The 23,774-nt window shown below is 70.1% G+C and carries 19 protein-coding genes and 1 riboswitch; of the genes, 8 read left to right on the top strand and 11 right to left on the bottom strand.

What is annotated here, in order from left to right; translation table 11 throughout:
* The first annotated feature begins 91 nt into the window (after positions 1 to 91).
* Positions 92 to 994 (top strand): LLM class flavin-dependent oxidoreductase, encoded by a 903-nt coding sequence (locus OG892_RS20320; protein ID WP_073736350.1) that lies wholly within the window; start codon positions 92 to 94, stop codon positions 992 to 994.
* Positions 995 to 1,084: 90 nt separating this feature from the next.
* On the opposite strand, the gene OG892_RS20315 is transcribed toward OG892_RS20320, so the two are convergent.
* Positions 1,085 to 1,936, bottom strand: a complete 852-nt coding sequence (locus OG892_RS20315) for an oxaloacetate decarboxylase (RefSeq protein ID WP_371629894.1) — start codon at positions 1,934 to 1,936, stop codon at positions 1,085 to 1,087.
* A 188-nt stretch (positions 1,937 to 2,124) separates the two neighbouring features.
* Here OG892_RS20315 and OG892_RS20310 point away from each other — a divergent pair, with 188 nt between their 5' ends.
* Positions 2,125 to 2,991 carry a Cof-type HAD-IIB family hydrolase gene (locus tag OG892_RS20310; protein WP_371629893.1) on the top strand — a complete coding sequence of 289 codons (867 nt, stop codon included), beginning with the start codon at positions 2,125 to 2,127 and terminating at the stop codon, positions 2,989 to 2,991.
* Between the two features lie 113 nt (positions 2,992 to 3,104).
* Here OG892_RS20310 and OG892_RS20305 read toward each other — a convergent pair whose 3' ends face one another.
* The 5 genes from OG892_RS20305 to hisC form a co-directional block, all read right to left on the bottom strand.
* Complete coding sequence (locus tag OG892_RS20305) at positions 3,105 to 4,910, bottom strand: GAF domain-containing sensor histidine kinase (protein WP_371629892.1); 1,806 nt, start codon at positions 4,908 to 4,910, stop codon at positions 3,105 to 3,107.
* Positions 4,911 to 4,991: 81 nt separating this feature from the next.
* The gene (cydD, locus tag OG892_RS20300) at positions 4,992 to 8,519 is read right to left on the bottom strand and encodes a thiol reductant ABC exporter subunit CydD (RefSeq protein WP_371629891.1); all 3,528 of its coding nucleotides are present in this window, start codon (positions 8,517 to 8,519) and stop codon (positions 4,992 to 4,994) included.
* Positions 8,520 to 8,632: 113 nt separating this feature from the next.
* Positions 8,633 to 9,634, bottom strand: coding sequence for a cytochrome d ubiquinol oxidase subunit II (gene cydB / locus OG892_RS20295; protein ID WP_123524823.1), 1,002 nt, complete (start codon positions 9,632 to 9,634; stop codon positions 8,633 to 8,635).
* An 18-nt stretch (positions 9,635 to 9,652) separates the two neighbouring features.
* The gene (locus OG892_RS20290; protein WP_371629890.1) at positions 9,653 to 11,161 is read right to left on the bottom strand and encodes a cytochrome ubiquinol oxidase subunit I; all 1,509 of its coding nucleotides are present in this window, start codon (positions 11,159 to 11,161) and stop codon (positions 9,653 to 9,655) included.
* 306 nt (positions 11,162 to 11,467) lie between these two features.
* Entirely contained in the window at positions 11,468 to 12,547 is a 1,080-nt protein-coding gene (hisC, locus tag OG892_RS20285; RefSeq protein WP_073736344.1) for a histidinol-phosphate transaminase, read from the bottom strand.
* A gap of 371 nt (positions 12,548 to 12,918) precedes the next feature.
* Here hisC and OG892_RS20280 point away from each other — a divergent pair, with 371 nt between their 5' ends.
* From OG892_RS20280 to OG892_RS20270, 3 genes are all read left to right on the top strand, one after another.
* Positions 12,919 to 14,031 carry a LacI family DNA-binding transcriptional regulator gene (locus OG892_RS20280; protein WP_073736343.1) on the top strand — a complete coding sequence of 371 codons (1,113 nt, stop codon included), beginning with the start codon at positions 12,919 to 12,921 and terminating at the stop codon, positions 14,029 to 14,031.
* A 173-nt stretch (positions 14,032 to 14,204) separates the two neighbouring features.
* A complete protein-coding gene (locus OG892_RS20275; RefSeq protein ID WP_073736342.1) occupies positions 14,205 to 15,263 on the top strand; it encodes a metallophosphoesterase in 1,059 nt (352 codons plus the stop codon).
* Between the two features lie 182 nt (positions 15,264 to 15,445).
* On the top strand, positions 15,446 to 16,270 hold the full coding sequence (locus OG892_RS20270) for a hypothetical protein (RefSeq protein WP_328866254.1): 825 nt from the start codon (positions 15,446 to 15,448) through the stop codon (positions 16,268 to 16,270).
* A gap of 99 nt (positions 16,271 to 16,369) precedes the next feature.
* Here OG892_RS20270 and thiC read toward each other — a convergent pair whose 3' ends face one another.
* Complete coding sequence (thiC, locus tag OG892_RS20265; protein ID WP_371629889.1) at positions 16,370 to 18,235, bottom strand: phosphomethylpyrimidine synthase ThiC; 1,866 nt, start codon at positions 18,233 to 18,235, stop codon at positions 16,370 to 16,372.
* Positions 18,228 to 18,361, bottom strand: a riboswitch (TPP riboswitch). Its footprint overlaps the gene before it by 8 nt.
* Before the next feature lie 70 nt (positions 18,362 to 18,431).
* Between thiC and OG892_RS20260 the strand changes: the two genes are divergently transcribed.
* Positions 18,432 to 19,802 (top strand): YibE/F family protein, encoded by a 1,371-nt coding sequence (locus tag OG892_RS20260; protein WP_371629888.1) that lies wholly within the window; start codon positions 18,432 to 18,434, stop codon positions 19,800 to 19,802.
* A 61-nt stretch (positions 19,803 to 19,863) separates the two neighbouring features.
* Here OG892_RS20260 and OG892_RS20255 read toward each other — a convergent pair whose 3' ends face one another.
* The 4 genes from OG892_RS20255 to OG892_RS20240 form a co-directional block, all read right to left on the bottom strand.
* Entirely contained in the window at positions 19,864 to 20,301 is a 438-nt protein-coding gene (locus OG892_RS20255; protein WP_024489558.1) for an SsgA family sporulation/cell division regulator, read from the bottom strand.
* 101 nt (positions 20,302 to 20,402) lie between these two features.
* Positions 20,403 to 21,173, bottom strand: coding sequence for a helix-turn-helix domain-containing protein (locus tag OG892_RS20250; protein ID WP_328866257.1), 771 nt, complete (start codon positions 21,171 to 21,173; stop codon positions 20,403 to 20,405).
* Positions 21,174 to 21,433: 260 nt separating this feature from the next.
* Entirely contained in the window at positions 21,434 to 21,646 is a 213-nt protein-coding gene (locus tag OG892_RS20245; RefSeq protein WP_024489556.1) for a DUF5326 family protein, read from the bottom strand.
* A 143-nt stretch (positions 21,647 to 21,789) separates the two neighbouring features.
* Positions 21,790 to 22,107 (bottom strand): cupin domain-containing protein, encoded by a 318-nt coding sequence (locus OG892_RS20240; RefSeq protein WP_073736338.1) that lies wholly within the window; start codon positions 22,105 to 22,107, stop codon positions 21,790 to 21,792.
* Positions 22,108 to 22,175: 68 nt separating this feature from the next.
* On the opposite strand from OG892_RS20240, the gene OG892_RS20235 reads away from it, so the two are divergent.
* Both OG892_RS20235 and OG892_RS20230 read left to right on the top strand, forming a co-directional pair.
* Positions 22,176 to 22,553 (top strand): phage holin family protein, encoded by a 378-nt coding sequence (locus OG892_RS20235; protein ID WP_073736337.1) that lies wholly within the window; start codon positions 22,176 to 22,178, stop codon positions 22,551 to 22,553.
* A gap of 67 nt (positions 22,554 to 22,620) precedes the next feature.
* Positions 22,621 to 23,751, top strand: a complete 1,131-nt coding sequence (locus OG892_RS20230) for a cystathionine gamma-lyase (protein ID WP_371629887.1) — start codon at positions 22,621 to 22,623, stop codon at positions 23,749 to 23,751.
* Positions 23,752 to 23,774 lie beyond the last annotated feature (23 nt).

The following is a 23,774-nucleotide window of genomic DNA, read 5'->3' as shown; positions in this document are numbered from 1 at the left end:
GCCTTCGTTCCCCCCATCCGGTGAACCCGGAGGAATCGGTGACGCGGCGCCGAGCCTGAAACCGGATCCGAAGCACCGTAGGCTCGATGCCATGGACTTTCGCCTCAGCACCGTCATCCTGCCCATCGACCGGTGGCACGAGGGAGGGCGCGCGAAGTGGCGGGCGGCTGAGGAGCTCGGGTTCCACGCCGCCTACACCTACGACCACCTGTCCTGGCGCACGTTCCGGGACGGACCGTGGTTCGGTGCGCTGCCCACGCTGACGGCGGCGGCGACCGCCACCGAGCGGTTGCGCCTGGGCACCCTCGTGACGTCGCCGAACTTCCGTCACCCGGTGACGCTCGCCAAGGAGCTGATCTCCCTCGACGACGTATCGGGCGGGCGGATCACCCTGGGAATCGGCGCCGGCGGCACCGGGTTCGACGCGACGGCGCTCGGTCAGGAGCCGTGGACGGCGCGTGAGAGGGCCGACCGCTTCGGGGAGTTCGTGCCTCTGCTCGACCGGCTGCTGACCGAGGACTCCGTCTCCTGGGAAGGCGACCACTACACGGCGTACGAGGCCCGCACCATCCCCGGCTGCGTCCAGCGGCCCCGGCTGCCGTTCGCCGTGGCCGCCACCGGCCCGCGCGGGATGCGCCTCGCCGCCCGGCACGGGCAGGCGTGGGTGACCACGGGAGATCCGAAGCTGTACGAGAACGGAACGCCCGAACAGTCGGTGCAGGCCGTGCGCGGACAGATCGACCGGCTCGCGGACGCGTGCGCCGGTATCGGCCGCGATGCGGACGAGCTCGACAAGATCATGCTCACCGGCTTCACCCCGGATCGCAGGAGCCCGCTGGAGTCCGTGGACGCGTTCGTCGACTTCGCCGGCCGCTATGCGGCCCTGGGGATCAACGAGATCGCGATTCACTGGCCCATCCCCGACTCGGACTTCGCCGCCGACCAGGCCGTCTTCGAGAAGATCGCCGTCGAGGCCGCCGCCCAGATCGGGTGAACGCCCTGCCCACCGAGCCGTCGCCCGCCCACTGAGCCGTCGCCCGCGCGCTGGACGTGGCTGGGCGTCGCTAGGCGTGGCTAGACGTGGCTAGACGTCACGCGGACCTGTCATCCACCGGTTCACGTCCCCGTACGGCGGGGCCTGGGCGGCGAAGTCGAAGGTCCCGTGGTCGAGCACCTCACGGGCTGCCCGGACGAATCCGCCCAGCGCAGCCCGGGACAGGGTCGACCCGAGGCTGATCCGGCGCACCCCGCAGTCCGCGAGCGCGGCCACGTCCAATGCCGGCTGCTGGCTCCCCGCGAGGACGTTGACCGGCCGGCCGACCGAGGCGCACACGATGCGCACCGCCTCGGCCGACGGCAGTCCGGGCGCGTACAGGACGTCGGCACCCGCCTCCTCGTACGCCTGCAGGCGGCGGACCGTGTCGTCGAGGTCGGGGCGCCCGTAAAGGAAGTTCTCGGCGCGTGCGGTGACGGTGAACGGGAAGGGCAGGCCGCGCGCCGCCTCCACCGCCGCCGTCACCCGGTCCACCGCCTCCGCGAGCGGACGGACCGGGTCACCGGGCAGCCCGGTGGCATCCTCGACCGAGCCGCCCACCAGCCCCGCCTCCGCCGCAGCGCGAATGGTCTCGGCAACGCCCTCCGGGGTCTGCGCGAAGCCGCTCTCCAGGTCGGCGGAGACCGGCAGCGGCGTCGCGGCGGCGATCTCTCCGGCGTTCGCGAGCACCATGTCGCGGTCCAGCAGATTCGCGCCGTCCGGCAGGCCGAGAGCGACGGCGAGACCGGCACTGGTCGTCGCAAGCGCCGAGAATCCGAGCCCGGCCAGAATCCGGGCGGTGCCCGCGTTCCACGGATTGGGGATCACGAAGGGTTCTGGCCCGTTGTGCAGTTCCCGGAACGCGGCGCCCCTGGACTGCAGCTCACTCAAAGACAGTTGCACTTTCACTCTCCCCATCAGGTCTTCGGAAACAGGCACACGGATCGCCTCGGCAGGATGTCCAGTCCGGCCGGCGCGAGGCAAGTGAGACGACCGGCATATGCCAGCGGAATACCTCCTGCTCAGGGCGCGCGTACTCAGATGTGCGCCCCTGCGCACGCCCGTGCACCCTCGTACGCGAGAATGGAGCGGTGACCTCAGCTACCGATCACCCTCTCCCCGCCGCTCCCCGGCTGATCGCCACCGATCTGGACGGCACGCTCCTGCGCGACGACAAGACCGTCTCGGACCGTACGGTCGCGGCGCTCGCCGCCGCGGAGGAGGCCGGTATCGAGGTCTTCTTCGTCACCGGCCGCCCGGCCCGCTGGATGGGTGTCGTCAGCGACCACGTCCACGGCCACGGCCTGGCGATCTGCGCCAACGGCGCCGCCGTCGCGGACCTGCACGACGGCGGCCGGCTGCTGAAGGTCCGCGCACTGGAGCGGGAGGCCGCCCTCGACGTCGTGCACACCCTGCGCGCGGCCGCCCCCAGCACCTCCTTCGCCGTCGAGCTGGCCACCGGCATCCACTACGAGCCCGCCTACCCGGCCTTCCACCTCGACCCCGGCGCCACCGTGGCCGCCGCGGAGAAGCTGCTCCGCGAGGAGGCGCCCGGCACCGGCGCCCCCGTGCTGAAGCTCCTCGCCCACCACGGCGAACTGGCCCCGGACGACTTCCTCGCCCTGGCCCGTACCGCTGCGGGCGACCGGGCCTCGTTCACCCGGTCCAGTCCGAGCGCCCTCCTGGAGGTCAGCGGTCCCGGCGTCTCCAAGGCCAGCACGCTGGAGCTGTGCTGCGCCGAGCGTGGCGTCTCGCCCGCCGAGGTCGTCGCGTTCGGTGACATGCCCAACGACGTGGAGATGCTGAGCTGGGCCGGCACCTCCTACGCGATGGGCAACGCCCACCCGGCCGCTCTGGCGGCGGCAACCGGCCGTACGGTCACCAACAACGAGGACGGCGTCGCGGTCGTCATCGAGCGGATCATCGCCGATCGGGCGCTGTCCCGCGGTGAGCGCTGAACGAACGCAGACCTCCTGCACGGCGGTGACGGCTGCACGAGCGCGCACCACCGGCACGGCAGTGACAGCTGCACGAGCGCGCACCCGCCCGCGCCGCCGTTCGCACCGGGCCGTCACAGAGGTGCCTGCCACACCACCGCCGTACCGCCGCCGCCCTCCCCCAGGCCGGGTCCGAACCAGCTGGCCCCGCCCAGCGACTCCGCCCGCCGGGCCAGATTCCGCAGCCCGCTGCGCCGGCCGCCCGGCGGGATGCCCACGCCGTCGTCCGCGACCGTGAGCCGCACCGCGGCCCGCCCGTCGGGAAGCGTGGCGGTCGCGTCCACGACCACGTCGATCCGGGACGCCACGGCATGCCGGAAGGCGTTGGACAGAGCCTCCCGCAACGCCGCGATCAGGTTCTTCCCGGTCAGCTCGCCGACCACCGCGTCGACCGGACCGACGAAGCGGTACGACGGTTTGAAGCCCAGTGGGACCGCCGCCATGTTGATCTCACGCAGCACCCGGGTCCGCAGCCCTGACGGCGCCTCGGCCGGCTCCTGCTGCAGCGCGAAGATGGCGGTACGGATCTCCTGGATCGTCACGTCCAGCTCGTCGACCGCCCGGCCGACGCCGGTCTGCACCTCCGGCACGTCCGACCGGCGCTGAGCGCTCTCCAGCATCATCCCGGTGGCGAACAGCCGCTGAATGACCAGGTCGTGCAGATCGCGGGCGATCCGGTCGCGGTCCTCGTAGACCGCGAGCCGCTCGCGGTCCCGCTGCGCCTCCGCCATCATCAGCGCCAGCGCCGCCTGCGAGGCGAACTGGGCGGCGAGGGTCCGCTCCGTCTCCGTGAACGGCCGGCCGCCCCTGGCACGCGGGGTGGCGAGCGCGCCGAGCACCCGGCCACCGCTGTGCAGCGGAAGCAGCATGCTCGGCCCGAACCGGTCCGCCAGCGTGGTGATCATGCGGGAGTCGGTGGCCGAGTCGTCCACGAAGACGGCCTCGCCCCCCAGCAGCATTCCCACCACCGGACTCTGCGCCGGGATGATCACCCCGAGCGCCCCGGTCGGCTCCGTCTCGGACACGGCGACGATCTCCAGTCCGCCGTCCTCCGCGGGCAGCAACACGATCCCGGCGGCGGAGGCGGCGAGGTGGCGGGCCTGTTCGGCCACGACCGCGAGCGCGTCGTCGGCGTCCCCGCCGGAGAGCAGGGCGGTGGTCACGGCCACCGAGCCGTCGATCCACCGCTCTCGCTGTCGGGCGGCCTCGTACAGCCGGGCATTGCCGATGGCGATGCCCGCCTCGGTGGCCAGCACCCGCACCATGTGCAGGTCGTAGTCGGTGAACTCGCCCCCGCCGTCCTTCCCGGCCAGATAGAGATTGCCGAAGATCTCGCCCTGCACCCGGATCGGTACGCCGAGGAACGTCCGCATCGGGGGGTGGCCCGGCGGAAATCCGGCGAACCGCGGATCGGCCGTCAGATCCGCGAGCCGCACGGGACGGGGGTCGTGGATCAACGCGCCGAGCAGGCCACGGTGTCCGTCCGGCCGGTGGCCGATCTCGCGCGCCACCGGCTCCGGGACTCCATAGGTGACGAAGTCCGAGAGCCCCTTGCCCTCCTCGTCCACGACGCCGATGGCCGCGTAGCGGGCGTGGGCCAGTTCGGCCGCCGTCTCGCAGATCCGGTCGAGGGTGGTGTGCAGTTCGAGCCCGGTGCCGACGGAACGCATGGCTTCCAACAGCTGCGGCACGCGGGCGGTGAGTTCTGTGGACAGACCCCGCAGACTGCGGGTCGCCTCCGTCGCGGCTTCGAGCGGCCCCTCCGGGGGCGCGGTGCGCTCGGGGTCCTCGGGACGCGTCGATTCCTTCGGCTGCTCCTGGTGCTTCTGGTGCTTCGAGTCCTTCGAATCCTTCGAGTCCTTCGGGCCCTGCTCTGACATACCCAGAGCGTAGTTAGTCCCTTTTGTTCGGGAAAGTCGAAGCCGGGTTGTGAGGGATAGCCGAAGCCCGGCGGGGACCCCTCAGACCCGCCCGCCCCGCGACGCCCCCGCCGGCTCCCGTACGGTCTCGCGCTCGCGCGCCAGCATCCGGCTCAGCGGACCGTCCACCGCCACGAGAGCCGCGTACGGACCACGTTGCACGACCGCTCCCGCGTCCAGGACCACCACCTCGTCGACCGCGTCCAGGCCTTCGAGCCGGTGGGTGATCAGCACCGTCGTACGTCCCCGGGTGGCCGCCAGCAGGTCGGCCGTCAGGGCGTCGGCGGTCGGCAGGTCGAGGTGCTCCGCGGGCTCGTCCAGAACGAGCACGGGGAAGTCCGCCAGCAGCGCCCTGGCCAGCGCGAGCCGCTGGCGCTGGCCTCCGGAGAGGCGGGCGCCGTGCTCACCGACCAGGGTGTCCAGCCCGTCCGGCAGCGCCTCGGCCCAGTCGAGCAGCCGGGCCCGTGCGAGGGCGTCGCGCAGCTCCGCGTCGCTCGCTCCGGTACGGGCGAGACGCAGGTTCTCCCGGATGGAACTGTCGAAGATGTGGGCGTCCTGCGCGCACAGCCCGACGAAACGCCTGACCGTGTCCCCGTCCAGCGCGGACGCCTCCACGCCTCCGATCCGGTACGTCCCCGCCCGCGCGTCCAGGAAGCGGAGCAGGACCTGGGCGAGCGTGGTCTTCCCGGAACCCGAGGGACCCACGACCGCGATGCGCTTGCCGGCCTCCAGCGTGAGGTCCACGTCGGCCAGGGCGTCGTGCTCCGCTCCCGCGTACCGGGCAGAGAGCCCCCGTACCTCCAGCGGGAAGGGCGACGCGGGGGCCTCGGCCGGGGCGGCGGGTTCGCGCACCGGCACCGGGGCGTCGAGCACCTCGTACACCCGCTCCGCGCTGCGCTTGACCCGTTGCCGGTACTGGACGGCGAGCGGGAGACCGGTGACGGCCTCGAAGGCGGCCAGCGGGGTGAGGACGACGACGGCGAGCTCCACCCCGGCCAGCCGACCGTCGGCCACCGCGGGGAGGGCGACGAGCGCGGCGGCGACCACGGTGAGGCCGCCGATCAGCGCGGTGAGCCCGCCGCCGAGCGCGGTGGCGGTCGCCGCCCGGGAAGCGATCCGGGTGAGGACGCCGTCGGCCTCCCGGGTCCTGGCCGAGCGTCCGGGCAGCGCGCCCGCGACGGTCAGTTCGGCCGTCCCGCCGAGCAGGTCGGTGATCCGGGTCGCCAGCTCGGCGCGGGCGGGCGCCAGCCGGCGCTCGGTGCGCCGGGCGCAGGCGCCGCTGACCAGCGGGACCCCGACCCCGGCGAGCAGCAGTCCGGCGGCGAGCACGGCGCCCGCCTCCGGGAGCAGCCAGCCGGTGAACCCGGCGGCTGCCGCGCCGACTACGACCGCCGTTCCGGCGGGCAGCAGCCAGCGCAGCCAGTAGTCCTGGAGGGCGTCCACGTCAGCGACGAGCCGCGAGAGCAGATCCCCGCGCCGGGTCCGGCGCAGTCCTGCGGGCGCGATGCGCTCCAGACCCCGGTAGACGTCGACGCGCAGCGCGGCGAGCATCCTGAGCACCGCGTCGTGCGAGACGAGGCGCTCGGCGTAGCGGAAGACAGCCCGTCCGATGCCGAAGGCGCGGGTCGCCGTCACCGCGACCATCAGGTAGAGCACCGGAGGCTGTTCGGAGGCGCGGGAGATCAGCCAGCCGGAGACGGCCATGAGGCCGACCGCCGAGCCAAGCGCGAGACTGCCCAGCAGCAGGGCGAGCGCGAGCCGGCCGCGCTGTGCTCCGGCGGCCTCCCTGACCCGGGCCAGCACGTGCCCGGTCCGGGCCGCGGTGTCCCGCAGCACCTCGGGCTCCCGCGCCGCCTCGCCGCCGATGAGGTCGTCGGGAGCACCGGCCGGGCGCGGCACCACGGCGGCGACGGCGGGCCCGGCCGGTCCGGCCGTCGCGCCCGGCTCCAGCGTCACCACCCGGTCGGCGACCGAGAGGAGCGCCGGCCGGTGCACCACCAGCAGAACGGTCCGCCCGGCGGCCAGTCGTCGTACCGCCTCGACGATGCCCGCCTCCGTCTCGCCGTCCAGGCTCGCGGTCGGCTCGTCGAGCAGCAGCAGCGGCCGGTCGGCGAGGAACCCGCGGGCGAGCGCGAGACGCTGCCGCTGTCCTGCGGAGAGGCCCGCGCCGTCCTCACCGAGGAGGGTCGCCGCACCGTCCGGCAGGGCCGCCACGAAGTCGTACGCCCCGGCGTCGCGCAGCGCGGCCGTGACCGCGCCGTCGTCCGCCTCCGGCCGGGCCAGCCGTACGTTCTCCGCGATCGTGCCGGCGAAGAGGTGCGGCCGCTGCGGGACCCAGGCGATCCGCTCCCGCCAGCGTTCGGGGGAGAGGTCCGCCAGGTCGGTTCCGCCGACCCGTACCCGACCCTCGTCCGGTGCCGCGAAGCCCAGCACCACGTTCAGCAGGGTGGACTTGCCCACGCCGCTCGGGCCGACCAGGGCGACGGTCTCCCCCTCCTCCACCACCAGCGAGGCCCCGGCGAGCGAGGGCTCGGTGCGCCCCGCGTGCCGGACGGTCACACCCTCCAGCTCCAGCCGCAGTGACGAGGGGACCTCCCGCGTACCGCCCGCGGGCGGCTCGGTCTCCAGGACCGAGAAGATCTCCTCCGCGGCCGAGAGCCCCTCGGCGGCGGCGTGGTACTGCGCCCCGACCTGCCGGAGCGGCAGATAGGCCTCCGGCGCGAGGATCAGCACCACCAGGCCGGTGTAGAGGTCGAGTTCGCCGTGGACCAGCCGCATGCCGATGGTGACGGCGACGAGTGCCACCGAGAGCGTCGCCAGCAGCTCCAGGGCGAAGGACGACAGGAAGGCGATCCGCAGTGTGCGCACGGTCGCCAGCCGGTACTGCGAGGTGATGGTGCGGATGGACTCGGCCTGGGCCTTGGCCCGGCCGAAGACCTTCAGCGTCGGCAGCCCGGCGACCACGTCGAGGAAGTGGCCGGAGAGCCGCGACAGCAGCCGCCACTGGCGGTCCATCCGCGACTGGGTCGCCCAGCCGATCAGGATCATGAAGAGCGGGATGAGGGGGAGGGTGACGACGATGATCGCCGCCGAGATCCAGTCCTCCGTGACCACCCTGGCGAGCACCGCCACCGGCACCACCACGGCGAGCCCGAGCTGCGGCAGATACCGCGCGAAGTAGTCGTCCAGCGCATCGATGCCCCGCGTGGCGAGCGTCACCAGCGAGCCGGTGCGCTGCCCGCTCAGCCATTCCGGGCCCAGCGCGGCCGCCCGGTCGAGGAGCCGGCCGCGCAGCTCCGACTTGACGGCCGCACCGGCCCGGTGGGCGGCCAGTTCGGTGAGCCAGGTGACCAGGGCCCGTCCGAGCGCGACCGCCGCGAGCAGCAGGAGCGGCGTACGGAGTCCGGACCCGGTGAGCCCGTCCTCGAAACCGCCCACCACCACTTCGGCGACGAGCATGGCCTGGGCGATGACCAGCGCCGCTCCGGCCAGTCCGAGTACCACCACGGCCACCAGGAAGAGGCGGGTGGCACGGGCGTGGCGGAGCAGACGCGGGTCGATCGGTTTCACGTGAAACACCCCATGGGACTCGGCTCGGTCAGGAAGGCATTCACTGCGGTGCATTCACTGCGGTGCATTCACTGGGTTCAGCGCATGCACCGCGCGTCAGCGATGTGGTGCGTTCAGTGCGCGTCAGCGATGTGGTGCGTACCGATCCGCTTGCGGAACACCCAGTAGGTCCAGCCCTGGTACAGCAGCACCACGGGAGTGGCGATCCCCGCACACCAGGTCATGATCTTCAGCGTGTACGGGGTGGACGAGGCGTTGGTGACCGTGAGGCTCCAGGCATCGTTCAGCGAGGACGGCATGACGTTCGGGAAGAGCGTCAGGAAGAGCATCGCGACCGCGGCCGTGATGGTCACACCGGAGAGGGCGAAGGACCATCCCTCGCGGCCCGCCGCGACGGCGCCGATCGCCCCGACCAGGGAGACCACGGCGATGATCATCGCGATCAGGCTCCAGCCGTCGCCGTTGTCGGCCTGGGTCCAGATCAGGAAGCCCAGGGCCAGCACCGCGGTGACCGCGCCCAGCTTCAGGGCCAGCGCGCGAGCCCTGACCCGGATGTCGCCGACCGTCTTGAGCCCCGCGAACACCGTCCCGTGGAAGGTGAAGAGGGACAGCGTGACCAGCCCGCCGAGGATCGAGTACGGATTGAGCAGATCCCAGAAGTTGCCCACGTACTCCATGTCGGCGTCGATCTTCACGCCGCGCACGATGTTCCCGAAGGCCACGCCCCAGAGCAGGGCGGGGATCAGCGAGGTCCAGAAGATCGCGTTCTCCCAGTTGTTCTGCCACTTCTCCTCGGGCCGCTTCGCCCGGTACTCGAAGGCGACCCCGCGCACGATGAGGCAGAGCAGGATGATCAGCAGCGGCAGGTAGAACCCGGAGAACAGCGTGGCGTACCACTCGGGGAACGCGGCGAAGGTCGCTCCGCCCGCGCTGAGCAGCCAGACCTCGTTGCCGTCCCAGACGGGCCCGATCGTGTTGATCAGCACCCGTCGTTCCTTGCGGTCGCGGGCCAGCAGCTTGGTGAGCACACCGATCCCGAAGTCGAATCCCTCCAGGAAGAAGTAGCCGGTCCAGAGGACGGCGATGAGCACGAACCAGACGTCGTGGAGTTCCATCTCTCGGCTCCTGCGCTCTCAGTAGGAGAAGGCCATGGGCCGGTCGGCGTCGTCATGGTCGCCGCCGATCCTGGTGGGCGGGTTGAGGTCGTCGTCCGTGAGCTCCGGGGGCCCGGCCTTGATGTACTTCACGAGCAGCTTGACCTCGACCACGGCGAGTGCCGCGTAGAGCAGGGTGAAGAGGATCATCGAGGTGAGCACCTCGCCCTGCGAGACGCCGGGGGAGACCGCGTTGCGGGTCTGGAGCACTCCGTAGACGACCCAGGGCTGACGGCCCATCTCGGTGAAGATCCAGCCCCAGGAGTTGGCGATCAGCGGGAAGAGCAGGGTCCACAGGGCGACGATCCAGTAGCACTTGGCGAGCTTGGGGCTCAGCGCCTTGTTCTTGAACAGGACCAGATGCGGCACTTCGTCCTCACCGGTCCGCATCCCCGGTGGCAACATGAACTTCTTCCGGGTCAGCCACAGTCCCAGGATGCCGAGGGCGAAGGACGCCATCCCGAAGCCGATCATCCAGCGGAAGCTCCAGAAGGCGACCGGGATGTTGGGCCGGTAGTCGCCGGGCCCGTACTTCTCCTGCTCGGCCTTGTTGATGTCGTTGATGCCGGGAACGTAGGAGTTGAAGTTGTCGTCGGCGAGGAAGGACAGTATTCCGGGGATCGAGACCTCGACGGAGTTGTGGCCCTTGCTGACGTCTCCGTACGCGAAGATCGAGAAGGGCGCGGAGTTCTGGCCGTCCCACAGCGCCTCGGCCGCCGCCATCTTCATCGGCTGCTGCTTGAACATCACCTTGCCCAGCTGGTCACCGCTGACGGCGGTGAGCAGACCGGCGACCACCACGGTGATCAGGCCCAGCCGCAGCGAGGTCCGCATCACCGGGATGTGCTTCTTGCGGGCCAGGTGGAAGGCGGCGATGCCGACCATGAACGCGCCGCCGACCAGGAAGGCCGCCGTGATGGTGTGGAAGAACTGGGCGAGCGCGGTGTTCTGCGTGAGCACGTGCCAGAAGTCGGTGAGCTCGGCGCGTCCGCGTTCTTTGTTGATGCGATAGCCGACCGGGTGCTGCATCCAGGAGTTGGCCGCCAGGATGAAGTACGCGGAGAGGATGGTGCCGATCGAGACCATCCAGATGCAGGCGAGGTGGATCTTCTTCGGCAGCTTGTCCCAGCCGAAGATCCACAGGCCGATGAAGGTCGACTCGAAGAAGAACGCGATCAGCGCCTCGAACGCCAGCGGGGCTCCGAAGATGTCCCCGACGAACCGCGAGTAGTCCGACCAGTTCATACCGAACTGGAACTCCTGGACGATGCCGGTGACGACGCCCATGGCGATGTTGATCAGGAAGAGCTTCCCCCAGAACTTCGTGGCCCTGAGGTACTTCTCGTTGTTCGTCCGCACCCAGGCGGTCTGCAGGCCCGCGGTGAGCGCGGCGAGCGAGATCGTCAGGGGAACGAAGAGGAAGTGGTAGACGGTGGTCGTTCCGAACTGCCATCGCGCCAGGGTCTCCGGCGCCAGAGCTAGCTCCACGTCGTCTTCTCCTTACGTCGCCGTAGTTGCACCGGCATTTTGTCCTTTGAATCCGACTGATCATGGGAGGAACCAGGACACGCTTGTGAACGCGTTCACATTCACAAGCAATTATGGCGCACAGACTTTCGGGATCTACGAGGGGGGTACCCCCTTCGGGAGGCAGCACCCATTCCCCCCGAAACGGACAACGCGCGCGCCGGGCCGAACGCCGCTCCGCCGGGCCGGACAAGCAAACGGGCCCCGCACCTCGCGCACGAGATACGGGGCCCGACAGGCTGCTTCCGGGGGCTGGAATTCCCGGGGCTACAGCTCCTTGCGGTACGACTCCGCCACCTTCAGGAACAGATCGTTCGCCTCGTCCTCACCGATCGTGACCCGCACGCCCTCGCCCGCGAACGGCCGGACCACCACACCGGCCTTCTCGCAGACCGCGGCGAAGTCGACGGTACGGTCCCCCAGCCGCAGCCAGACGAAGTTCGCCTGGGACTCCGGCACCGTCCATCCCTGCCCCACCAACGCCTTGTGCACCCGCTCCCGCTCGCACACCAAAGACCCCACCCGGCCCAGGAGTTCATCCTCTGCGCGCAGCGAGGCCACCGCCGCGTCCTGGGCGAGCTGGCTCACGCCGAACGGCACCGCCGTCTTGCGCAGCGCGGCCGCCACCGGCTCGTGGGCCACCGCGAAGCCGACCCGCAGCCCCGCCAGCCCGTAGGCCTTGGAGAACGTCCGCAGCACCGCCACATTGGGCCGGTCCCGGTAGATCTCGATGCCGTCCGGCACGTCCGCGTCGCGGATGAACTCCTTGTACGCCTCGTCCAGCACCACGAGCACATCGCCCGGCACCCGGTCCAGGAAGCGCTCCAGCTCGGCCCTGCGCACCACGGTGCCGGTCGGGTTGTTCGGATTGCAGACGAGGATCATCCGGGTCCGGTCCGTGATCGCGTCCGCCATCGCGTCCAGGTCGTGCACCTCACCGCTGGTCAGCGGCACCTTCACCGACGTCGCGCCGCTGACCTGGGTGATGATCGGGTACGCCTCGAAGGAGCGCCAGGCGTAGATGACCTCGTCGCCCGGCCCCGAGGTCGCCTGGAGCAGCTGCTGCGCCACACCGACCGAGCCGGTGCCGGTGGCCAGGTGCGAGACCGGCACACCGAAACGGTCGGACAGCTCGTTCATCAGACCGGTGCAGGCCAGGTCCGGGTAGCGGTTGAAGTGCGCGGCCGCGGCCATCGCGGACTCCATCACCCCCGGCAGCGGCGGATACGGGTTCTCGTTGGAGGACAGCTTGAACGCGGCCGGTCCGTCCGCCGCGGCCGGCTTGCCCGGCACATAGGCGGGAACGCCGTCCAGCTCGGCACGCAACTTGGGGCTCGTCTCGCTCATCGCGGGTCCTCCTCGACCGTCTGTACACATCAATACTGCTCACCTTATGAGGATTGAGCACCGCTGCGAATGGCGGGACCGGGGATTCGTCCGGTGGGCCCCGGAATGAGGGGGAGCGCTCCTCACCCTGGCGCGCGCCGGTGGCTCACTCCGTGGCGCGCGTCCCCCGAAGAGGTGAGTTGAGACCTCTTCGAGACATCACACCTACGACAGGCCCATCCGGTCCGACGCCCAACACATGATGGTCCTGACCAACAACACCCTTGATTAACAAGGGCATTGGCATTAAATGATCATGCAGAAACGTGCCTGTCAACGCGTGCATATGCGATCGGACCAACTGCCCTTGCGAGCCCTACTATCGGCTCGCCATGACAGCAGCAGGGAAGCACCAGGTGAGCCGGACGGAGACCCCCCGGCGCGGCGGCAGGCGAGGACGAGCAGGCATCCGGGATGTGGCCGCCGCCGCCGGAGTCTCCATCACGACCGTCTCCGACGCGCTCAACGGCAAGGGCAGGCTCCCGGACGCCACCCGCCGCCATGTCCGCGAGGTCGCCGAGCGCCTGGGCTACCGCCCATCCGCCGCGGCCCGAACCCTCCGTACCGGCAAGTCCGGCCTGATCGGCCTGACCGTGACGACCTACGGGGACGAACCCTTCACCTTCACCGAATTCGCGTACTTCGCGGAGATGGCCAGAGCGGCGACCTCCGCCGCGCTGGCCCGCGGCTACGCCCTCGTCATCCTGCCCGCCACCTCACGCCACGACGTCTGGTCGAACGTCGCCCTCGACGGCACCGTCGTCATCGACCCCTCCGACCAGGACCCGGTCGTCACCGAACTCGTCCGCCAAGGGCTGCCCGTCGTCTCCGACGGCAGGCCGGCCGGGACCCTCCCGGTCACCGCCTGGGTGGACAACGACCACCGGGCCGCCGTGCTCGACCTCCTCGACCATCTCGCCGCCGCCGGGGCCCGCCGTATCGGGCTCCTCACCGGCACCACCACGGACACGTACACCCGGCTGTCCACCACCGCGTACCTCCACTGGTGCGAGCGGGTCGGCCAGGACCCGGTGTACGAGTCCTACCCCGCCCACGACCCGTGCGCGGGCGCCGTGGCCGCCGACCGCCTGCTGGCCCGCCCGGACCGCCCTGACGCCGTCTACGGGCTCTTCGACCCCAACGGCACCGATCTGCTCGCGGCCGCCCGCCGGTACGGCCTGCGCGTCCCTGAGGACCTGCTGCTGGTCTGCTGCAGCGAGTCCACCGTCTACGCGACGACCGAACCGCCCATCACCACCCTCTCGCTCAAACCGCGCAGAATCGGCACAGCGGTCGTGCAGCTGCTCATCGACGCCATCGAAGGCGTCGAGCACGACGGCCCGGTGGAGCAGGTGATACCGACGGAACTCATCGTCCGGACCTCCTCCCAACGCCGTCCGCCCCGCACCACGGTCAGCGCGCCACGCTCCCCGGCAGGGGATTGATCAGACCAATTGGGATCAATCGACCGACGAACCCGGCGTGCGTTCGGATTCACCACCCCTGGTGCGTCACAGAGCACGATTCGCATTCCTATGATGGGCGGACGACACCGCGGACCGCCCCGACCAGCAGGGCCCGTCAGGTGTACGGCGGCGCGACGGTGGTGGAGGGGTCGATGACACAGGGGGCCGGTCAGGAACCCGCGGTGCGGACGGCGACGTTGCGCGACTTCCGCGTACCGCCCTATGCGCAGTCCCCGGCACCGCCGGCGTCTCCGCACCCGGGCAACGCCTTCCCGGAGGGCGAGGCGCCGGAGGGGTACACCCCCACCGCGCGCGATCTTCCGGTGATCACCCGCGAGGCCACCGTCCAGGTGCGGGCCGTTCCCGAACCGCGGCCCGCCCAGGATCCGGAACTCGGTCCGCTGTACGTGGTCGGTGACGTCCACGGCTATCTGGACGAGCTGCACGCCGCCCTCGGCGAACAGGGCCTGATCGACGGCGACGGCAACTGGTCCGCGGGCAACGCGCGGCTCTGGTTCCTCGGTGACTTCACCGACCGGGGGCCCGACGGCATCGGCGTCATCGACCTCGTGATGCGGCTGTCCGCGGAGGCCGCGGCCGCCGGCGGCTACTGCAAGGCCCTGATGGGCAACCACGAGCTGCTGCTCCTCGGCGCCAAACGGTTCGCCGACACCCCGGTGAACTCGGGCGCCGGCACCGCCACCTTCCAGGCCGCCTGGCTGCTCAACGGCGGCCAGAAGAGCGACATGGAGCGGCTCCAGGACGTCCACCTCCAGTGGATGTCCCGGCTCGACGCGGTCGTCGAGGAGGACGGGCATCTGCTGATGCACTCGGACACCACGGCGTACCTCGACTACGGCACCACCATCGAGGACGTCAACGACACGGTGCACGCCATCCTGACGCGGAACGACGCCGACGAGTGCTGGGACCTCTTCCGCAAGCTCACCAAGCGCTTCGCCTTCCGCGACGAATCGGGCCCGCAGGCCGTCCAGCAGCTGATGGCGGCCTACGGTGGCCGACGCGTCGTCCATGGCCACAGCCCCATTCCGTATCTGCTCGGTGAGGTCGGTTCCGAGGACGGCGAGGACAGTGCCGGACCGCTGGTGGACGGCCCGCACGTGTACGCGGACGGGCTCGCCATCGCCATGGACGGCGGAGTGACCATGGCCGGAAAGCTACTGGTCGTCCAACTCCCCCTGCATGACTGACGCTCTTCGGGGAAGACGCATCAACGACCTGACCGTGCCGACCACTGGGCCTATTTCCGGAAACCCCCTGTCACCCTGTGCCGTGGGCGCTCTACCATCGGCGTACCAGTAGCAGGCTCTCCTCCGTTTCCGCCCGACTGCCCGGTTGAATCGGGCACACAGGCCCTACGGAGCATCGGGGGATGCACATGAACAGCGCTCCGCACCTGCTGACCGAGGACCGCCCCGAGTACGAGCGGATCCTCGACGACGCGCTGCGTCACGCCCATGAACGACCAGATCTGGCCGCGGTCGGCGAACGGCTCAACCCGGTCCAGCTGCGCACCATGGCGATGGCCGCCACCGCCCTGATCACCGCCACGGCCGCCACCGAGTACGAGCACTACGTGAAGGCCCGCGAGGAGCTGCGGGCCGCCACGGCCGACGCCGATCAGGACGCCGCCGGCCTCATCGGCGCCGACGGTCCCGACGGCTCGGGCGCCGGCCTGGGAGCCGTTGTCACCGTGCTGGCCCCGGTGTTGGCGGGCACGGCCGCGGTGATCTTCCTGCTGGTCGGCTACATCCTGAAGATGCTCAGCCCACCGCCATCCTTCGCGGGGACCATGGTGAGCGTCGGCTGGGTCTTCGTGGCGCTCACCGCGGCCGCCATCCTGATCGCCGCCGTCGGCCTCCTCATCGCCGCGCTGCGCAACGGCTCCACGTCACTGGCCGCAGACGATCCCGGCGAGGAACTGCCCGAGGACGTGGCGCGGGCCAGAGAAGCCTGGCGGCACGCACTGCTGGAACGCGGCATCCTGCCGTTCCTGCGGGACGCGCTGGCCGACCCGGGCGCCGCTCCCGCCGCCCGTACCCCGTACCCCTCGGCCAACCGCATCCCGAAGATCGGCTACAGCAGGCCGGACTTCTCCAGCCCGGACGACGGCCCGGCGGCCGCGCCCCGGCCGACCTTCACCAGCCCGGACTTCACCAGCCCCGATTTCGGCGGACCGGAACACGAAATGGACTGACCGGATCCGGGGCAGGGTCCGGGGCGGGGTCCGGGGCAGGGCAGTGCGCGGGCGCGTCGTACCGGTCGGCGCGAGCCTGCCGGTACGACGCGCCGTGCCTCAGTCCGCGATAGGCAGGTAGACCCGGTTGCCCGCGGCGGCGAACTCCTTGGACTTCTCCGCCATGCCCGCCTCGATCTCCGCCTGCGAACCGCCGTGCTCACGCCGGATGTCGTGCGAGATCTTCATCGAGCAGAACTTCGGACCGCACATCGAGCAGAAGTGCGCCGTCTTCGCCGGCTCGGCCGGCAGCGTCTCGTCATGGAACTCCCGTGCCGTGTCCGGATCGAGGGCCAGATTGAACTGGTCCTCCCACCGGAACTCGAAGCGGGCGTCCGACAGCGCGTCGTCCCAATCCTGCGCCCCCGGGTGCCCCTTGGCGAGGTCCGCCGCATGGGCCGCGATCCGGTACGTGATCACGCCGGTCTTCACGTCGTCCCGGTTGGGCAGGCCGAGGTGCTCCTTGGGCGTGACGTAGCAGAGCATCGCCGTCCCCCACCAGGCGATCATCGCGGCGCCGATGCCCGAGGTGATGTGGTCGTACGCCGGAGCGACATCGGTGGTCAGCGGGCCGAGGGTGTAGAACGGCGCCTCCTCGCAGATCTCCTGCTGGAGGTCGATGTTCTCCTTGATCTTGTGCATCGGGACGTGTCCCGGGCCCTCGATCATCGTCTGGACACCGAACCGCTTGGCGACGGTGTTCAGTTCGCCGAGGGTGCGCAGTTCGGCGAACTGCGCCTCGTCGTTGGCGTCCGCGATCGATCCGGGGCGCAGCCCGTCGCCCAGCGAGTACGTCACGTCATAGGACGCGAGGATCTCGCAGAGCTCCTCGAAGTGCTCGTACAGGAACGACTCCTTGTGGTGCGCGAGGCACCAGGCGGCCATGATCGAGCCGCCCCGGGAGACGATGCCGGTCTTGCGACGGGCCGTCAGCGGCACGTACGGGAGGCGCACGCCGGCGTGGACCGTCATGTAGTCGACGCCCTGCTCGGCCTGCTCGATGACGGTGTCCTTGTAGATCTCCCAGGTCAGCTCCTCGGCCCTGCCGTCGACCTTTTCGAGGGCCTGGTAGAGGGGCACGGTGCCGATCGGCACCGGGGAGTTGCGAAGTACCCACTCACGGGTGGTGTGGATGTTGCGGCCGGTGGAAAGGTCCATGACCGTGTCGGCGCCCCACTTGGTCGCCCAGGTCATCTTGTCCACCTCCTCCTCGATCGAGGACGTCACCGCGGAGTTGCCGATGTTGGCGTTCACCTTCACCAGGAACCGCTTACCGATGATCATCGGCTCGATCTCCGGGTGGTTGACGTTGGCCGGCAGCACGGCCCGGCCCGCGGCGATCTCCTCGCGCACCACCTCGGGCGTGACGTTCTCCCGGATCGCCACGTACTCCATCTCCGGGGTGACCTCGCCGCGCCGGGCGTACCCGAGCTGGGTCACCGGGCGCCCGTCCCGGCTGCGCCGCGGCTGGCGCGGGCGGCCGGGGAAGACCGCGTCCAGATTGCGCAGCCCGCCACGCGGCGAGGTGTGCTTGAGCCCGTCGTCCTCGGGACGCGCGGCGCGGCCGGCGTACTCCTCGGTGTCACCGCGGGCGATGATCCAGTTCTCCCGCAGCGGCGCGAGTCCGCGCCGCACATCGGTGTCGATGGCGGGATCGGTGTACGGCCCCGACGTGTCGTACAGCGTCACGTCCTTGCCGTTGGTGAGGTGCACCTGACGGACCGGCACCCGGAGGTCCGGGCGCGAGCCCTGGACGTACCCCTTGTGCCAGCCGATGGACTTCCCGGCCCTGTCGCTCGGACCGGCTCCGTCGTTCTGACTGGCTCCGTCGCTCGGACCGGCCCCGTCGCTCCGACCGGCCCCGTCGCTCCGACCGCCCTCGTCGTTCTGACTGGAGGCAGGCATGCGTGCATCCGCTGTGGTCATGAGACCTACTCCCTACGCCGGCATTACCCGGTAACAGGTTCGGCGGTCGGCGCAGCTTGTCCCGTACGGATGTACGGAGATCAGCGCCCTCTCAGCCCGGTGCTCCGAGCTCCCGCGTGTGCAAAGGTGCCACCACGCTAACGCCCTCATGGGTGTGCTGAACAGTGGGCCCTGCTCGTCTTGCGATGATCGGCCGGTGACGTCCCCCCGTATCGTTCCCGAGCAGCCGTCCCCTCAGCACACCCACACCCACGCCCACACCCACACGCACGGCCCCGCCGCACCCGTGTCCAAGCACCTGCGCAAGGTGATCGCCGCCGTACTGATCCCGTTCGCGGCCGCGGTCGCCGTCGGGCTCGTGGTGCTCTGGCCCGGTGGTGCGCCGGCGCACGAACGAACCGGTGTCGGTTTCGACCGGCAGACCCAGCAGGCGAAGGTGGCGAGCGTCGACAAGGTCGACTGCAAGGACGTGAATGCGGCCCAGCTGCCGGTCGATGGCGAGACCCCGCCGGTGAAGGACCCGGCGACCGGTGAAGGCGGGGCCGCACTCTGCGAGAAGGCCACGGTCGAGGTCACGAGCGGCAAGGACAAGGGGCGCACCTTCATCGAGGTGGTCCAGCCCGGCGCACCGCGACAGCTGCGGGAGGGGCAGGAAGTGGTGGTCGCGTACGCCCCCGACGCGCCCCATGACCTCCAGTACTCCGTGACGGACGTGACCCGGAAGTTCCCGATGGCGCTGCTGGCCGGAATCTTCGCCGTGGCGGTGGTCGTCGTGGGGAGACTGCGCGGGGTCATGGCGCTGGTGGCGCTCGCCCTGTCGTTCGCCGTGCTGACCCTGTTCATCCTCCCGGCCATCCTGCAGGGCTCGAATCCGCTGCTCGTGGCGGTGGTCGGGGCCGGCGCCATCATGCTGATCGCCCTCTACATCTGCCACGGGCTGACCGCCCGCACCTCGGTCGCCGTCATCGGCACCCTGATCTCGCTGCTGCTGATCGGGCTGCTCGGCTCGCTCTTCATCGGCTGGGCGAGCCTGAGCGGGAACACCGATGACAGCACCGGCCTCATCCACGGCCTGTATCCGCACATCGACATGAGCGGTCTGCTTCTGGCCGGCGTCATCATCGGCTCCCTGGGGGTGCTCGACGATGTGACGGTCACCCAGACATCGGCCGTCTGGGAACTGCACCAGGCGGACCCGACGATGAGTGCGAAGCAGCTTTACCGGGCAGGTATCAGAATCGGAAGGGATCACATCGCCTCGGTGGTCAACACCCTGGTGCTCGCCTATGCGGGCGCGGCGTTGCCGTTGCTGCTGCTGTTCTCGATCGCCCAGAGCAGCGTGGGCACGGTGGCCAACAGCGAGCTGGTGGCGGAGGAGATCGTGCGGACACTGGTCGGCTCGATCGGGCTGGTCGCCTCGGTGCCGGTGACCACCGCGCTCGCGGCACTGGTCGTCTCCGCGGACCGTACGGGGGTCGGCGCGGAAGCCGGGGCTTCGGCACCCGTACGGAGTGGCAGAGGACGACGGCGACGGGCGAAGGCCTCAACGGTCAATCACGGAGAGTGATTCACCCGTTCGGCAGGTGTGGTGTTCGACCGGCACCCGGGCCCCGATAAGACGGCTCCCGTCAGCCGGCGTTCTGCTCCTCGGCCAGAATTCGCCCCAATGCCTCTTCCAGATTGCCCTCGAAGTCACCCAGAGTGCACTCCTGGCCGAGCGGGACGAGCTTGTCCGTCCGGTCGAGAAACGCCACAAGAGGTGCCGTACCCGCCCTGAAGAGAGCGCGGTCCGCCCCCACCTGGAGCCGGATGTGGACGTCGCACAGTCCTTCGGGCTCGGTCGGCCCGATGTGTACGTCCCCGTCGCCACTGGGGCTATTGAGGCCGTCGAGCAGCAGCTCGCGGCCAAAAGCCCAGGTGACCGGGGCATCACCGGGGAGATGGAAGGTCATCCGGATCGCGTACGGATCGCACACTTCGTACCGGAGCTCCACCGGGATACGGAATGAGAGCTCCTCGGAGACGAGGAAGCTCATCATGACCTCAGCTTGAACCGACTCGCGCATCGTTCAACCCCGCAGTAGATGAATCTGGCCAGGAATGATCCCCCATGGCCCTATTGACGCCATCGTGGTGCACGCGATAGCAGATCACAAGGAGTGATTTTTCAGATACTGATAGAGAACACGAACGAACGCAAGAGGCTGGCCACTTCGCCACGTAGTCGTTCGACTGCGGGGAGCAACCGTTCTTCCTGGTCGAGAGGTACCGAAATGGCCATCGCCGCAGCCGTGAAACCGGCCGCGATCGGGATGGCCGCGCAGACCGTCCCGAGGGCGTATTCCTGCCGCTCGATGACCGGTTCCGTTCGCTCCAGGGACCGCAGCCGTTCAAGAAGTGCCGCGCGGTCGCGTACGGAGTACCGGGTCAGCGGACGGACCGGATGCCGGTCCAAGTGGTCCTCGCGGGCCTTCTCGTCCAGCTGGCTCAGCAGGCACTGGCCGATCGCGTGGGCGTGCCCGGTCTCCTGGAAGGCGGCCCATTCGTCCACCGCGGGCGTGGCCGGGGCGTCGGCGACCGCGACGAGCTCGATCTCGCCGTCGCGGTAGACGGCGCAGTACACCGGGGCCCCGATGATGTCCCGCCAGCGGTCCAGGGACTGGGTCATCCGGCTGCGCCGGTTCTGCAGAGCGCCGTCGCCCACCAGCCGCTCGGCGGCCGCGCCGAAGAGGAAGACGCCGTTCTCCCGGCGCAGATATCCCTCGTGGGTGAGGGTGCGCAGCAGGTGGTAGGCAGTGGGCAGCGGGAGCCCCGCCTCACGCGCGAGCTGTTTGGCCGGCGCCCCGTCGCGATGGGCGCCCACGGCCTCCAGCAGCCTCAGCGCCCGCTGCACCGATCCGATCAACGTCGGCACAGCGGTACTCGATGCCGTGGTCAACGGTCACCCCCAGGCATGGTGACGGGCGGTCAGCCCGCCTGTGGAGGCCGCCCCCACATGTCTGCCGCAGGTTCGGGTCCGGAGGCCGGATGCCCTGTCCACCACTGGTCAGGTGGTGACTGACGGTGCTCTCCCAGGCGGCGGCAGCGGATTTCCACTGTATCCGCAGCGCCCGCGGGGGTTGCGGTTTCGTCTTCCGCTTAGCTCGCCTGGGCTAACCGCGCGACCGGTGGTGCGGCCACCGGTCGTCCGCCGGTCGCCTACCAGTCGCCGCGCGAGGACGAGGACGACATGAACTTCCGGACGAGGAAGACGATCCCGCCGACCAGCACCACGAAGATCAGGACCTTGAAGAGCAGCCAGACGACGAAGCCGACCACGCTGGCGATCAGACCACCGAACACGACGATCGCGATGACGGGCACCGCGATCCACTTCACCCACCAGGGCATTCCCGCGAATATCTCCCGCACGGCCATCTGTCCTACCTCGTCTCTGTGAGTACCTGCTTCGATGCTAGAGGGGCAGGGGTGGTCGGCGGGGGCCTCGCATCCCTTGAACTCCCCTGATCGAACCCTTAGGGATCCCCGAGAGACCGCTCCGTCTCCCGGGCCCCTCAGCCCTCGGGCGGCGAGAAGACCACCATCACCCGCAGGTCCTCTGTGATGTGGTGGAACTTGTGAGCCGTGCCGGCAGGTACATACACGACACTTCCTCTGCCCACCTGCGTGGTTTCCATGCCCACGGTGATCGACGCGCGCCCGCTGACGACCAGGTAGACCTCGTCCTGCTTGTGCGGCTGCTGCGGATCGAGCTCCCCGGCGTTCAGCGCGTACAGGCCGACAGACATGTTCCGTTCACGGACGAACTGCAGATACGCGCCGTCGTTGGCGGCCCGCTCCGCCTCCAGTTCGTCCAGTCTGAATGCCTTCATGGCCTGTCCGTCCCTTGCCTCTGCCCAGCCGGTGTCCGCCACCGATCATGTCTGCCACGATCAGACACATGAAGAATTTCGTAGTCAAGACGATCGCCAACGCGGGTGCGCTGGCAGTGGCCATCTGGCTGCTCCAGGACATCACGCTGACCGGCGGGAGCACCGGCCGCAAGGCCCTGACCCTGATCGTGGTCGCTCTGATCTTCGGTCTGGTCAACTTCTGTGTAAAGCCGATCCTGAAGCTGCTCACCCTGCCGCTCTTCCTCCTCACTCTGGGGCTGTTCACCCTGGTGGTGAACGCGCTGATGCTGATGCTCACCTCCTGGCTGGCCGGCCAGTTCGATCTGAGCTTCCACGTCGACGGCTTCTGGACCGCCGTCCTCGGCGGACTGATCATCTCGATCGTGTCCTGGGCGCTGAACGTGGTCCTGCCCGACGAGGACTGATCCGCGTACACCTGGAACAGTGCAGGCAGTACCGGTGACGGACCGGGGAGAGAAGTGAGGACGCAGCATGAGCACCATGGGCGACGGAACCCGCGCGGTACGGGCAGGTCTGCCGGAACCGCAGCAGTACGAACCGACTCTCCCCGGTCCGGTCTTCGCCGCGCACTTCCACCTCTCCGGCGAGCCAACCGGCCCGTACACCTACGGCCGTGACGCCAACCCGACCTGGACGCATCTGGAACGGGCCATCGGTGAGCTGGAAGCGCCGGGGGAGAGCGTCGAGACCACGGTCTTCGCCTCCGGGATGGCGGCGGTCTCGGCCGTACTGCTGTCCCAGGCGCGCAACGGTGACGTGATCGTGCTGCCCGACGACGGTTACCAGGCGCTCCCGATGGTCCGGGCGCAGCTGGAGGCGTACGGGGTCGAGGTGCGGACCGCCCCGACCGGCGGCGATGCCCAGCTGGCCGCCCTGGAGGGTGCCAGGCTCCTGTGGATCGAGACCCCGTCCAACCCCGGGCTCGACGTCTGTGACGTGCGGCGGCTCGTGGAGGCCGCGCACGCGGGCGGGACGCTGGTGGCCGTGGACAACACGCTCGCCACCCCGCTCGGCCAGCGCCCGCTGGAGCTGGGCGCGGACTTCTCGGTGGCCAGCGACACCAAGGGCATGACCGGGCACGGCGACATCCTGCTCGGCCACGTGGCCTGCCTCGATCCCGAACTGGCGGCCGGGGTGCGGCGCTGGCGCAAGGTGGCCGGAGCGATCCCGGGGCCGATGGAGGCCTGGCTCGCCCACCGCTCGCTGGCCACCCTTGAACTGCGAATCGAGCGCCAGTGCGCGAACGCCCTCGCGCTGGCCGAGGCGCTCACCGAGCACCCGGAAGTGACCGGGCTGCGCTACCCCGGACTGCCCACCGACCCCTCGCACCAGAAGGCCGCGCGTCAGATGCGGCGCTTCGGCTCCGTGGTCTCGTTCGTGCTGGCCGACCGGGAGACCGCCGAGCGCTTCCTCTCCGCGCTCCGGCTGGCCGAGGACGCGACCAGCTTCGGCGGGGTGCGCTCCACCGCCGAGCGGCGGGCCCGCTGGGGCGGCGACGCGGTGCCGGAGGGCTTCATCCGCTTCTCGGTGGGCGCCGAGAACCCGGCGGACCTGCTGGCCGACGTGGAAAGGGCGCTGGCCGAGGCGGTCGACGGAAGCTGAGCGACCGCACCGGCAACGGCCGG

This window comes from Streptomyces sp. NBC_00341, from assembly GCF_041435055.1.
Classification (GTDB): Bacteria; Actinomycetota; Actinomycetes; order Streptomycetales; family Streptomycetaceae; genus Streptomyces.
This window is presented reverse-complemented; position numbering and strand designations above follow the sequence as displayed.

What these genes read in the sequence shown, in the direction of transcription:
- OG892_RS20320 (WP_073736350.1), top strand. Translation starts at nt 92, where the DNA reads ATGGACTTTCGCCTCAGCACCGTCATCCTGCCCATCGACCGGTGGCAC.
- OG892_RS20305 (WP_371629892.1), bottom strand. Translation starts at nt 4,910, where the DNA reads ATGTCAGAGCAGGGCCCGAAGGACTCGAAGGATTCGAAGGACTCGAAG.
- cydB (WP_123524823.1), bottom strand. Translation starts at nt 9,634, where the DNA reads ATGGAACTCCACGACGTCTGGTTCGTGCTCATCGCCGTCCTCTGGACC.
- hisC (WP_073736344.1), bottom strand. Translation starts at nt 12,547, where the DNA reads ATGAGCGAGACGAGCCCCAAGTTGCGTGCCGAGCTGGACGGCGTTCCC.
- OG892_RS20280 (WP_073736343.1), top strand. Translation starts at nt 12,919, where the DNA reads ATGACAGCAGCAGGGAAGCACCAGGTGAGCCGGACGGAGACCCCCCGG.
- OG892_RS20275 (WP_073736342.1), top strand. Translation starts at nt 14,205, where the DNA reads ATGACACAGGGGGCCGGTCAGGAACCCGCGGTGCGGACGGCGACGTTG.
- OG892_RS20270 (WP_328866254.1), top strand. Translation starts at nt 15,446, where the DNA reads ATGCACATGAACAGCGCTCCGCACCTGCTGACCGAGGACCGCCCCGAG.
- thiC (WP_371629889.1), bottom strand. Translation starts at nt 18,235, where the DNA reads ATGACCACAGCGGATGCACGCATGCCTGCCTCCAGTCAGAACGACGAG.
- OG892_RS20255 (WP_024489558.1), bottom strand. Translation starts at nt 20,301, where the DNA reads ATGCGCGAGTCGGTTCAAGCTGAGGTCATGATGAGCTTCCTCGTCTCC.
- OG892_RS20240 (WP_073736338.1), bottom strand. Translation starts at nt 22,107, where the DNA reads ATGAAGGCATTCAGACTGGACGAACTGGAGGCGGAGCGGGCCGCCAAC.
- OG892_RS20235 (WP_073736337.1), top strand. Translation starts at nt 22,176, where the DNA reads ATGAAGAATTTCGTAGTCAAGACGATCGCCAACGCGGGTGCGCTGGCA.
- OG892_RS20230 (WP_371629887.1), top strand. Translation starts at nt 22,621, where the DNA reads ATGAGCACCATGGGCGACGGAACCCGCGCGGTACGGGCAGGTCTGCCG.